Source organism: Marinibaculum pumilum (assembly GCF_042646425.1).
GTDB lineage: Bacteria > Pseudomonadota > Alphaproteobacteria > Ferrovibrionales > Ferrovibrionaceae > Marinibaculum > Marinibaculum pumilum.
Genome location: NZ_JBHRTR010000027.1, coordinates 22,424 through 35,984 on the forward strand (window position 1 = coordinate 22,424; position 13,561 = coordinate 35,984).

2 protein-coding genes are annotated in these 13,561 nt (G+C 70.7%); both read right to left on the minus strand.

From position 1 onward, the window contains the following. Positions 1-179 precede the first annotated feature (179 nt). Complete coding sequence (locus ACFOGJ_RS12205) at positions 180-377, minus strand: CsbD family protein (protein ID WP_379900696.1); 198 nt, start codon at positions 375-377, stop codon at positions 180-182. 103 nt (positions 378-480) lie between these two features. After that, entirely contained in the window at positions 481-13,560 is a 13,080-nt protein-coding gene (locus tag ACFOGJ_RS12210) for a hypothetical protein (RefSeq protein WP_379900698.1), read from the minus strand. Between the last annotated feature and the right edge of the window lies 1 nt (position 13,561).

A 13,561-nucleotide genomic window follows, 5' to 3' on the forward strand; every position in this document is an offset into this window, starting at 1 on the left:
GGCCGGGCGCTCGAAAGCGCGCTTCTTTTCGTCCCTTGTGCCGACCTTGCGGGCCACCTCATGGCCGGCGCGGCCGCCCTGGGACACATTGCCCTTCTCGCCCAGCGCCGGATCCTCCTCCAGCACCTCCTGGCGAAAGCCCTTGCGGGCCCGGGTCTCGTTGGGTGCGTCCTTCATGATCACATCCGGGCGAGCCAGAGATCGACGTCGCGCTTCGCGTCCTCGCGCGACTGGCCATAGCGCTCCTGGATCTTGCCCTCCAGCTTCTCGCGGTTGCCGCCGACCTCATGCACTTCGTCGTCGGTGAGCTTGCCCCATTGCTGGCGCACCTCGCCGGTGAACTTCTTCCAATTGCCTTCGACCTGGTCCCAATTCATGACCGTACTCCATATCTGTGCCGCCGGCCTTCCGGCGGTCTGCAGGCAGGGAACGGCACCGACCGGCGCACGGTTCCGAGCGCAGCGGCGGGGAGGGCCGGGATCAGACCAGGAAGTCGTCTTCGGTCAGGATGCCGAGAGCGGTGTTCTCCAGGATCAGGTCGGTCTGGCTGTCACCGTCGAAATCGAAAGTGATGTCGTTGCCGGTCTGCATGGCGAGCGAAAGTGCCTCGGCAGGGGAGGCGAACAGGTTCAACGCGGTCAGGTCGATCGTGTCGTCGCCCTCGTCGCAGAAGTCTGCAATGGCTTCCCCGGTGGCGACGGGATCGCCGTAGAAGTCGAATACCGGATCCGCCAGGCTGGACAGGTCCATGCCATCGATGACGAAGATATCGTCGCCCTCGCCCCCGATCATCCCGTCCCAGCCTGCACCGCCGGAGATCCGGTCGTTCCCTAAGTCTCCGTCGATATAATCTCTGCCCTGACCGCCATCGAGACTGTCGTCGCCATCGCCGCCGTACAGCTTATCGTCGCCGGCACGGCCATCGATCAGATCATTCCCCGACTCGCCCGAAAGCGCATTGTCGAGGCTGTCGCCAAGCAACGTGTCGTCGTGGGAAGTCCCCACGATATTCTCGATGCCTGTGATGGTGTCGCCGGTGGCGCCGCCCCCCGTCGTGCCCGCTTCGAGATCGACAGCGACCCCCTCCAGGAAGTCGGCGAAACGGAGCTGATCGATGCCCGCCCCACCGTCGAAGTAATCCGATCCGTCGCCGGGAACGGGAAGGTAGTCGGCACCGGCCCCCCGCGCTTTCAGATAGTCATCGCCATCGCCGCCGAGCAGCGTATCGTCACCGGCACCTTCGGACAGAAAGTCGTTCCCCGCCCCTCCGTCGAGCAGGTTGTTGCCGGACCCGTCGGACAGCTGATCGGAGAAGTCCGATCCCAACAGGTTCTCGATACCGCTCAGGACGTCGCCCGACGCTTCGGTACCGCTGGGAAACTGCGCACCTGCATTCCCAAGGTCGACATGCACACCGGTCGTACTGCCGGCATATGAGGCGGTGTCGATGCCCTCCCCGCCATCCATCGTGTCGGCGCCCGGTCCACCGACCAGCGTATCGTCGCCGCCCAGCCCGTTCAGCACGTCGTCACCGCCGGAACCGTCCAGAAGATCGGCATCGGCGCTGCCGGTCAGGGTTTCCGGTGTCCAGTCATAGGTCGGCAGCACCACGCCGCTGACAATGAAGTCGGCGGCTGCAAGGGCTTCCAGCACTGTGTCCTTCAGGACCAGGTCGACGATGCCGTCACCCTGGAAGTCGAACACGACGTCCGTCCCCTGTTGGACACCCGTCAGGGCGACATCGGCGGAGGTCGCAAAGTACTTCGCCTCGCGAAGGTCGATGACGTCATCGCCATCCTGGTCGAAGTCGAAGACCGTCATGGCCCCGACCGTCTCGCTCGCGGCGCCGGACCCGCCACGTTCGACTGACGTCCGGCCGTAGACGAACCTGTCGTCGCCCGCCCCGCCGGTCAGGCTGTTGGCGCCGACATCCCCGACCAGAACGTCGTTGCCAGCGCCGCCGGCAAGGGTGTCGTTCCCCGACCCGCCCGACATGGTGTCGTCCCCGCCACCGCCGGAGAGGGAATCGTCGCCGGCATAGCCGATGATCAGATCGTCTGTGGCCGACCCGGCCAGGGTGTCGCCATGCGCGCCGCCGCCGAGCTGCTCGATGGACCTCAGGGTGTCGCCTGCGGCGAAACCGCCCGTGACACCGCTGGTCAGATCGATGAAGACCCCGGCGGTCGCGGAGGCGAAGTAAAGATAGTCCGTCCCCTCGCCGCCGTCGTAGAGATCGTTGCCATTGCCGAACCCGGCGATCTCGTCGTCGCCACTGCCGCCATAGACCCGGTCGTCGCCGTCCATTCCCCAGAGGGTGTCGTTCCAGACCCCGCCGAGAATGGTGTCGTTGCCGTCATGCCCCTTCATGAGGTTGGCGGCCGCACCGCCGACGAGGCTGTCGTCGCCGTCAAGTCCGTAATAGTACCGTCTGTCAGCGGTGAGGGCGGACCCGCCGGGATCGTCATCGCCGATGATCGTATCGCCGAAGTCGGTACCATGGACCTTCTCGATGCCCAGGATCGTGTCGCCCAGTGCGGCACCGCCATGGGCACCGCCCTGCAGGTCGATCGTCACCGCCGCGTCGGCGAACTCGTAGGACAGCTGGTCGCCGCCACCGACCCCGCCGTTGTAGTGGTCGGCGACGCCGTCGCCGGAATCGGCGAAAAGCATGTCATCGGAGCTTTCGCCGCCAAGCAGGGTGTCGCTACCGGCGCCGCCATACAGCCAGTCCCGGCCATATCCGCCCCGGATCACATTGTCCCCGTCATCGCCGGTCAAGGTATCGCGATGGTTCGATCCGATCAGGTTGGAGATCCCAAGGAGGCGATCACCTGCCGCCTCGCCGGTCCCCACCTGGACCGCCAGTTTCAGGTCGACAGCGACGCCTGCCGTTGCATCCGCGTAGGTCGCCGTATCCGTCCCCTCGCCGCCATCCAGCAGATCCGCGCCTGCGCCGCCATTGAGCAGGTCGTCGCCGGACAGGCCGGAGAGGCTGTCATCGCCCGCCAGGCCTTCGAGATAGTCAGCCGCAGAGGTACCGTCGCGCAGGTCGGCCCCGGCCGTCCCCGGCGCACCGAAGTCGTAGACGGCGGAGAGCGGCGCACCGCTGACGATGTAGAAATCCTCCACCTCCAGCGCACCGATGGAGGTGTTCCGGAGGATCAGGTCCGTGCTGCCGTCGCCGTCGAAGTCGAAGGCGACGTCCGCGCCCTGCTGGCTGCCCGCGGCGAGGGCAGCGGCGGAATCCTCCAGATAGCCCAGGGCGATCAGGTCGATGACATCCGTGGCGCCGAAATCCGTGACGATGTCGGTACCGGATGTGTAGACGAACCGGTCGCTGCCTGCGCCACCCGAGAGAATGTCGTCGCCCGCGCCGCCCTCGAGGCAGTCGTCGCCGTCGGCGCCGGACAGGCTGTCATTGCCGTCCCGGCCGCGCAGCGCGTTGTCCAGGCTGTCGCCGGTCAGGGTGTCGGAATGAGCGGAGCCCAGCAGGTTCTCGATCCCGGTCAGGATGTCGCCCGTGGCACCGAGGCCCGTGGTTCCGGCGCCAAGATCGACCTGCACGCCATAGGCATTGTCCGCATAGCTGGCCAGGTCGGTGCCGGCCCCGCCCGTCAGGCTGTCGCCGGCGCCGCCGCCGACCAGGGTGTCGTCGCCGTCGCCGCCATCCAGCAGGTCGGCACCGCCCAGGCCGGCGAGCAGGTTGCCGGCGGCATCGCCGGTCAGCGTGTCGGCATGGCCGGAACCCTCGACATGCTCGATCCCCGACACCGTGTCGCCCGACGCGGCACCGCCGCCCGCGCCGGTTGCCAGGTCCAGGGCGATCCCGGCACCGGCATTGACATAGCTGATCCGGTCGATGCCCGTGCCGCCGTCATAGAGATCGGCACCGCCGCCATTCGCCACCAGGGTGTCGTCGCCGGTGCCGCCGGCCAGGCTGTCATCGCCGTCCCAGGACGACAGCAGGTCGTCGCCGGCGCCGCCCTCCAGGCTGTTGTCCAGGCCGTTCGCCTGCAGGGTGTCGCCATGGTCTGAACCGACCAGGTTCTCGACATCGAAGAACAGGTCGCCCAGCGCGTCCGCGCCGGCCAGCCCGCCCCATTGCAGATGCGCCCGCACCCCTTCCGACGCGCCGGCATAGGACGCGGTGTCCACCCCGTCGCCGCCCCAGAAGCGGTCGGTGCCCGCGCCTCCGACCAGGGTATCGTCGCCGCCCTCGCCATAGAGCCGGTCGATGCCGATGCCGCCGGACAGGATGTCGTTGCCGTCGCCGCCGTCGATGCGGTTGTTCAGGCTGTCGCCGGTCAGGCTGTCGCCATGGGCCGAGCCGACCAGGTCCTCGATCCCGGTGGCCGTGTCGCCGGCTGCGCCGCCGCCGGTGGTGCCGCTGCCCAGGTCCACCGACACGCCTTCCGCCGCGCCGGCCCAGGAGGCGGTGTCGGTGCCGCCGCCGCCGTCGATCAGGTCCGCGCCCGCGCCGCCGTTCAGGGTGTCGTCGCCGCCGGACCCGTCCAGGGTATCGTCGCCGGCGCCGCCCGACAGCAGGTCCGCGCCGCCGATTCCCGAGAGCCTGTTGTCGCCGCCATCGCCGGTCAGGGTGTCGGCCGCGCCTGCGGACCCGACCAGATGCTCGATGCCGGCCAGGGTGTCGCCGGTGGCGCCGCCGCCGGTCGTGCCGGCGCCCAGGTCGACCGCGATCCCGCCGGTGGCATTGTAGTAGCTGACCTCGTCGATCCCGGCGCCGCCGTCATAGAGGTCGCTGCCCGCCCCGTTGGCGGCCATCGTGTCGTCGCCGGCGCCGCCGATCAGGCTGTCATTGCCGGCCCACGACGACAGCAGGTCGTCGCCCGCGCCGCCCTCCAGCCGGTTGTCGGCGGCATCGGCCTGCAGGGTGTCGTCGTGGTCGGAGCCGATCAGGTTCTCGACACTGTTGAAGACGTCGCCCAGCGCTGCCGCGCCGGCCAGGCCGCCATATTGCAGATGCGCCCGCACCCCTTCCGTCGCGCCGGCATAGGAGGCGGTGTCGTTGCCGCCATCGCCGCGCAGGGTATCCGCGCCCAGGCCGCCGATCAGGGTGTCGGCATCACTGCCGCCTTCCAGCCGGTCCGCGCCGTCGCCGCCGTCCAGCAGGTCGCCGCCGCCCAGGCCGCGCAGGGTATTGGCGCCCGCGTCGCCGGTCAGGCTGTCGCCGTGGCTGTTGGAGCCCTCCGCCCGCTCGAAGCCGGACATGCTGTCGCCGGCGGCCCAGCCGCCCAGGCTGCCCGTCGACAGGTCCAGGACCACACCGGCGGCGGCGTTGAAATAGCTGATCTCGTCGATGCCGGCACCGCCGTCATAGCTGTCGGCGCCGCCGCCATTGGCGATCAGGGTGTCGTTGCCGGCACCGCCGGTCAGGGTGTCGTTGCCGTCCCAGGACGAGAGCAGGTCGTTGCCGCCCGCCCCGTCCAGCAGGTTGTCGCCGCTGTCGGCCTGCAGGGTGTCGCCCAGGTTGGAGCCGGTCAGCGCTTCGATGCCGTTATAGACGTCGCCCAGGGCCTCCGCCCCGGCCAGGCCGCCATATTGCAGATGCGCCCGGACCCCTTCCTCCGCCCCGGCGAAGGAGACGGTGTCCCGGCCCGCGCCGCCGATCAGGCTGTCCGCGCCCAGGCCGCCCGACAGCAGGTCGTCGCCGTCGTTACCGGTCAGCCGGTCGTCGCCGTCCAGCCCGGTCAGGACGTTCTCCAGGCTGTCGCCGGCCAGGGTGTCGCCAAAGTCGGAGCCGGTCAGGTTCTCCACCCCGGTCACGGTGTCGCCCGCCGCGCCGCCGTCGGTGCTGTCTGCCGCCAGGTCGACCGTTACGCCGGAGGTGGCGTTTAGGTAGCTCAGCCGGTCGATCCCGTCGCCACCGTCATAGAGGTCCGCGCCGCCGCCGTTCGCCGCCATGGTGTCGTCGCCGGCGCCGCCGAACAGGCTGTCATCGCCGTCCCATGACGACAGCAGGTCGTCGCCGGCGCCGCCCTCCAGCCGGTTGTCGCCGCCATCGGCCTGCAGGGTGTCGCCATGGTCGGAGCCCTGCAGGTTCTCCACCCCGTTGAAGACGTCGCCCAGCGCCTCGGCACCCGCCAGGCCGCCATATTGCAGATGCGCCCGCACCCCTTCCGCTGCGCCGGCATAGGAGGCGGTGTCGATGCCGCCATCGCCGCGCAGGGTGTCGGCGCCCAGCCCGCCGGCCAGGGTATCGTCGCCGGCCCCTCCTTCGAGCCGGTCGGCGCCGCCGCCACCCGACAGCAGGTTGGCGCCGGCATCGCCCACCAGGCTGTCGGCCAGGCCGGAGCCGTCCAGGTTCTCGATCCCGGTCAGGGTATCGCCGGCCGCACCCAGGCCGGTCGCGCCGGTAGCGAGGTTGACCTGCACGCCATAGCCATTGCCGGCATAGGAGGCGGTGTCGACGCCCGCCCCGCCATCCAGGCTGTCGCCATGCCCGCCGCCGGTCAGGGTATCGTCGCCGGCCCCGCCGGACAGGCTGTCGGCGCCGGAGCCGCCCGACAGCCGGTTCCCGCCGGCATCGCCGGCAAGGCTGTCGGCATGGCCGGATCCTTCGAGATCCTCGATCCCGGCCAGGGTGTCACCCGCCGCGGCGCCGCCGGTCGTGCCGGCGCCCAGGTCCACGGCGATCGCGGCGGCGGCGTTCTGGTAGCTGACCAGGTCGGTGCCGGCGCCGCCGTCATAGAGGTCGGCGCCGCCGCCATTGGCGATCAGGCTGTCGTCGCCGGCGCCGCCGGTCAGGCTGTCATTGCCGTCCCAGGACGACAGCAGGTCGTCGCCCGCGCCACCGGCCAGGCTGTTGTCGCCGCCATCGGCCTGCAGGGTGTCGGCATGGTCGGAACCAGTCAGGTTCTCCACGCCGAGGAAGACGTCGCCGAGCGCCTCGTAGCCGGCCAGGCCGCCCCATTGCAGATGCGCACGGACCCCTTCGGCCGCACCGGCATAGCTCGCCGTGTCGACCCCGTCGCCGCCGTCGAGGGTGTCGGCATGGGCACCGCCGACAAGGCTGTCGTCGCCATCCTCGCCCTCCAGCCGGTCCCGCCCGGAGCCGCCGACCAGGGTGTCGTCGCCGGCACCGCCATGAACCGTGTCCCGGCCATCCCCGGCATCGATCAGGTCGGCACCGGTGCCGCCATAGCGTTCCTCGGAGATCCGCGACGGCGCGCCGACCATGAAGTCCGCCGCGGTCAGGTCGCCAAGATCGACATCCTGCAGCACCAGGTCGATGCCGCCGTCGCCATCCAGGTCGAACACCACGTCGGCGCCCTGCTGCATGGCGGTGGACAGCACCTCCGCCGGGTCGTCGAACAGGTCCAGCGGATTCAGGTCGAGCCGGTCGTCGCCATCGCGGTCGAAATCCGTGACGGTGGTGGTGCCGGCGACATAGTCGAAGGCGATCTGCGCGCCATAGTCGCCATAGGCGAATTTCCCGACCACGAAGACATCGTTGCCGGCACCGCCGGTCAGCAGGTCGGACCCGCCGTCGCCGGCCAGGGTGTCGTCGCCCCCCGCCCCGTAAATGCTGTCGTCGCCGCCCAGGCCGATGATCAGGCTGGCCTCGCCGTCGCCGGCCAGGCTGTCGGCATGGTGCCGGGTGCCCCAGATCTCCTCGATCCCGGTCAGGGTGTCGCCGGCGGCGAAGCCGCCATGGATCCCACCGGCCAGGTCGATGGCGATCGCGGAGCCGGCCCAGCCGTAGTTGACAATGTCATGGCCCAGCCCGCCGTCGTACAGGTCGTCGCCGGCGCTGGCGGCATCGATCTCGTCGTCGCCGGCGCCGCCCCACAGGCTGTCGTCGCCGTCCCCGCCATCGAGCTGGTCGTTGCCGTCGCCGCCCTCCAGGCGGTCGTCGCCGCGATAGCCCCACAGGCGGTTGGCACCTGCATCGCCGGTCAGGCTGTCGCCATGGATGCCGCCATGGACGTTCTCGATACCGATGAGCGTGTCGGCGGCTGCCGCGCCGCCGGTCGTGCCGCCGGCCAGGTCGATCGCGACGCCGGCCGCCGCTGCGTAGTAGTAGGCCGCATCGTCGCCGCCGCCGCCATCGACCAGATTGGCCCCGGCGCCTTCGACAAAGAGCGCGTCGTTGCCCTCCCCCCCGAACAGGGAATCATCGCCACCGCCGGAATAGAGTTCGTCGCGGCCCTCCAGGCCGGACAGGTGGTTGTCCCCGGCATCGCCGAACAGCACATCCCAGCCGCTGCTGCCCTCCACCCGCTCGATGCCGGTGAAAGTCACGGCCGGCGCGGTGCTGCCATAGGGGGCGTATTCGTAGACCGCGCTGCCAGCGGTGCCGGACACCGTCAGCGTGACGCCGATAAAACCGCCCAGCGAGAAGGCGATGGTGTCCGTCCCGGCGCCGCCATCGACGGTATCCAGGCCGGTGCCAACATCCAGGTAATCGTCGCCGCCGCCGCCCAGCAGCAGGTCGGCGCCGGCGCCCCCCAGCAGGCTGTCGCCCTGGTCGCTGCCGATCAGGGTGTCGTCATGGTCGGAGCCGGCCAGCCCCTCGATCCCGGCATAGCTGTCGCCGGCGGCATCGCCGCTGCCCGCCGTGGCGCCGGACAGGTCGGCCCGGACGGCAGCGGTGGCGCCGGCATAGCTGGCGATGTCCAGGCCGGCGCCGCCATCGAGGCTGTCGCCGCCGCCGCCGCCGTACAGCGTGTCGTCGCCGCCGCCGCCGGACAGGCTGTCGGCCGCGCCCTCGCCTTCCAGAAGATCGTCGCCGGCGCCGCCCTGCAGGGTGAAGGACAGGTCGCCCGCAAGCAGGATGTCGCCGGCATCCAGGTCGGCCAGGGCGGTGTCGCGCAGCACCAGGTCGGCCGTGCCGTCGCCGTCGAAGTCGAAGACGATGTCGGCGCCCTGCTGCGTGCCGGTCGCCAGCGCCGCGGCACCGTCGGCGAACAGGCCCAGCGCGGACAGGTCGATGACATCGTCGCCGGCCTGGTCGAAATCGGCGATCGTGTCGGTGCCCAGGTCGTAGACGAAGCGGTCGTCGCCGGCACCGCCGGTCAGCAGGTCGGCGCCCGCCCCACCGTCCAGCGTGTCGCGCCCGGCTCCGCCGTCGAGGATATCGTCGCCGGCGCGGCCGAGCAGCAGGTTGCGTCCGCCACCGCCGGTGAGGGTGTCTTCGAAACCGGTCGCCGCGACATGTTCCAGCCCGTCCAGGCTGTCGCCCGCTGCTGCTCCGCCCTGCGTGCCGGCGGCAAGGTCGATGGCGATGCCCTGCGCCGCCGCGCCATAGTCGACCAGGTCGTAGCCTGCGCCGCCGATCAGGGTCGCGGCGCCGCCACCCTGTGCGTACAGCAGGTCATTGCCGTCGCCGCCGTCCAGGCTGTCCTGGGTCGCAGCGGCGCCGGACCCCGATCCGGGCAGCGGACCGGCATGCAGGATATCGTCGCCGCTGCCGCCATGGAGGACGTCGCTTCCGTCCCCGCCGACCAGGAGGTCGGTGCCGAAGCCGCCTTCGAAATTGTCTCTGGCATCGCTGCCCAGCAGGGTGTCGTTGCCGTCATCGCCACGGGCATAGGACAGGCCTGTGCCGGCATCGATGGCGATGCTGTCGTCGCCGGCGCCGCCATAGGCGTAGCTGGCGCTGTCCGGACCGGTGGCGACGATCGCGATGACATCGTCGCCGGCATGACCGTCGACACTGGCATAGCCGCCGGCATTCGCGACATCGATCCGGTCGTCGCCATCGCGGCCATAGACAGAGCCCCCCGCCCCGGAGAGCTCGACGACATCGTCGCCGGCGCCGCCGTCGGCGTAGATGCCGCCGCCGTCCGACGCCAGCCGAAGGGTGTCATCGCCGGCTTCGCCGTACGCGGAGAGACTGCCTGCCGCCGAGGCCTGCGCCTGCACAAGGTCGGCGCCGTCACCGCCACGGAACGATCCATAGCCCGTGTCGGTCATGCCGCCGTCGATGGTGTCGTCGCCGGCACCGCCGACAATCGTATCGCCGCCGCCGCCGCCCTCCAGCCGGTTGGCGCCGGCATCGCCGGTCAGCCTGTCGGCGAAGGCGGATCCGACCAGATGCTCGACATTCGCGATCAGGTCGCCGGTGCCGCCGCCGTGGACACCGTCGACCTGTGTCCCGCTGGCGAGGTCGACCGTGACCCCCGCCGCGCCCGCATAGCTCGCCGTGTCGCTGCCGTCGCCGCCGTCGAGGGTATCGGCCCCGGCGCCGCCCACCAGGGTGTCGTCGCCGTCGCTGCCATCCAGGCTGTCGTCCCCGCCGCCGCCTGCCAGCAGGTTGTCCCCGGCATCGCCGGTCAGGGTGTCGTCGAGGCCTGACCCGATCAGGTTCTCGATATCGTCATAGCCGTCGCCGGCGGCATCGCCCAGGCTGCCGCCAACGGCCAGGTCTGCGACCACACCTTCCGTGGCGCTTTCGTAACTGGCGGCATCGATCCCGTCGCCGCCATGCAGGGCGTCGACGCCGGCGCCGCCATCCAGGACATCGTCGCCGGCATCGCCGAACAGCTGGTCGTTGTTGCCGCCGCCGCTGAGGCTGTCATTGCCGGCCTCGCCCCGCAGCCTGTCATATCCGTCGCGGCCGATGACGATATCGTCGCCGTCGCCGGCATCGATATAGCTGCCCACCACCGGGGTAAGGTCGAATTCGCCGCCATGAATGGTGTCGTCATGGGCGGAGCCGATGAAGAACAGCGGCACCCCTTCGAAGACGTCACCCGCCGCCTCGCCGGCCGTGCCGCCGGTCAGGACATCGAAGGCGACACCTTCCAGCGCGTCGGCGTAGGAGATGATGTTGCTGCCGGCCTGATCGTCGGTCGTGGCGACGAAGGTGTCGGCACCTAGGCCGCCGACCATGGTGGTCCGGCCGTAGCCGCCCAGCAGGCTGTCATCGCCGTCGCCGCCGAGCAGGGTGGAATCGCCGACCAGGCTGATCAGGGTATCCGCGCCGGCACCGCCGGCCAGAAGGTCGCTGCCGGTGCGGCCGTTCAGGGAATCGTCGCCATCGCCGCCGGACAGGGTATTGCCCAGCATGTCGCCTTCCAGGGTGTCGGCGTGCTGGCTGCCGGCGATATTCTCGATCCCGGACAGGGTATCGCCCGCCGCGCCGCCGCCGACGGAACCGTTCGACAGATTGACCAGCACCCCCGCCCCGGCGGTGGCGTAGCTCGCCGTGTCGCTGCCCTCGCCGCCGTCGAGGCTGTCGGCGCCGTCGCCGCCGGCCAGGGTATCGTCACCGCCGCCGCCGCGCAGGGTGTCGTCGCCGGTGCCGCCTTCGATGCGGTTCGCGGCACCGTCGCCGATGACGGTGTCGTCGTAGGTCGAGCCGATCAGGTCCTCGATGCCGTCATAGCTGTCGCCATAGGCATGTCCCCCGGTGCCGCCGGTGGACAGGTCCGCCCCGATGCCGCCGCCGGCGGCAATGTAGGACACGGCGTCCCTGCCATCCCCGCCCACCATCGTTCTGGCGCCGTAATCGCCGGCCACCAGCGTGTCGTCGCCCCCCGCCCCGACAAGGGTGTCATTGCCGAGGAAGGCTTCCAGCACATTGTCCTGGTCGTCGCCGGTCAGGCTGTCGGAATGCCTGGAGCCGCGGATATTCTCGATCGAGGTCAGGGTGTCGCCGGCGGCCCCGCCGCCCACGAAACCGGTGGACAGGTCGACCTGCACCGCCGTCGACGCGCCGGCATAGCTGGCAGTGTCGCTGCCATCGCCACCGTCAATGCTGTCGGCGCCGGCGCCGCCTTCCAGGCGGTTGTCGCCGTCATCGCCCAACAGGGTGTCGTTGAAGCCGGAGCCGGTCAGGTTCTCGATGCCGTCATAGCTGTCGCCGTCCGCCTCGCCGAGGCTGCCGCCCGCGCCCACACTCGCAACCACCGCGCCCCCGGCCGCCGCGTAGGAGGCGGTGTCCGACCCGGCACCGCCGCGCAGGGTATCGGCGCCGGTCCCGCCCGCGAGGGTATCGTCGCCGGCGCCGCCTTCCAGGCTGTCGGCACCGCCGCCGCCATCCAGCAGGTTGGCGCCGGCGTCGCCGCCCAGGGTGTCGTCATGGGCGGACGCGGTCAGACCTTCGACACCGGCGAAACTGTCGCCGTCCGCCTCACCCAGGCTGCCCCCAAGGTCGAGGGAAACCGCCACGCCGTCGGCGGCGGCGGCATAGCTGGCGATATCCGTCCCCGCGCCGCCGACCAGGCTGTCGGCACCGGCGCCGCCATCCAGGGTGTCGTGACCGTCGCCGCCCTGCAGGCTGTCATCGCCATCGCCGCCGGACAGGCTGTCCTGCCAGCGGCCGCCGTCGAGGCTGTCGTCCCCGTCATTGCCGGTCAGGCTGTCATTGCCGTCGCCGCCGGACAGGACGTTGTTGCCGCCATCGCCGCTCAGGGTATCGTGGCTGCGACCGCCGATCAGGCCCTCGATGCCGTCATAGCTGTCGCCGGCCGCATCGCCCTGGAGGCCGCCGGTGGACAGGTCCGCCGCGACCTTGTCCCAGGTGGCGGCATAGGATGCGGCATCCATGCCCGCCCCGCCGACCAGGCTGTCGGCGCCGGCGCCGCCCGCCAGGGTGTCGTCCCCGGCACCGCCGTCGAGGGTATCCGCGCCGGCCAGCCCCTCCAGGACATTGTCGAGGCTGTCGCCGGCCAGGCTGTCGTCATGGGCGGTGCCGGCCAGGTTCTCGATCGCCGTCAGGGTGTCGCCCGCGGCGGCGCCGGCCATGAAACCGGTGGACAGGTCGATCTGCGCCGCCACGCCGGCATCGGCATAGCTGGCGGTATCGCGGCCGGCGCCACCGTCCAGGCTGTCGTTGCCGGCGCCGCCCTGCAGGCGGTTGTCGCCATCGTCGCCGACCAGGGTATCGTCGAAGGCCGAGCCGATGAGATTCTCGATCTCGGTATAGCTGTCGCCGGCGGCATCGCCCTGGCTGCCACCGTTTGCCAGGTCGGCGACCACGGCCGCCGCAGCCGTCACGTAGGACGCCGTGTCGGTTTGGTCGGGCCCGTACTCGGTCGGCCCGTGACCGATCAGCATGTCGGCGCCGGCGCCGCCGATCAGGGTGTCGTTGCCGCTGGTGCCGGAGATATGGCCGGGATCGACCCCGGCATAGAGGGTGTCGTTGCCGGCGCCGCCGATCAGCAGGTCGTCGCCGCTGTCGCCGTCCAGGCTGTCGTCGCCGTCACCGCCCCGCAGCTCGTCGCTTGCCCAGCTGCCGTCGATCGTGTCGGCGAAGGCGCTGCCGATGACCCCTTCGAATCCGTCGAGGTCGTCGCCGGCCGCTTCCCCGCCGAAACTGAAGGAGAACAGGTGCAGGCTGACATCGACGCCGCCCGCGGCATCTTCATAGGAGACGAAGTCGCGACCCGCGCCGCCATCCATGGTGTCCGCGCCGGCGCCGCCGCTCAGGGTGTCGTCGCCGTCGCCGCCGTCCAGGCTGTCGTCGCCGCCATCGCCGTGAAGGAGATCGTCCCCGTCCAGCCCCGACAGGGTATCGTCGCCGGCCAGGCCGTGGAGGGTGTCGTCCAGGGCCGTGCCGTCGAGATCGTCGTTTCCGGGCGTCCCGTCAGACAAG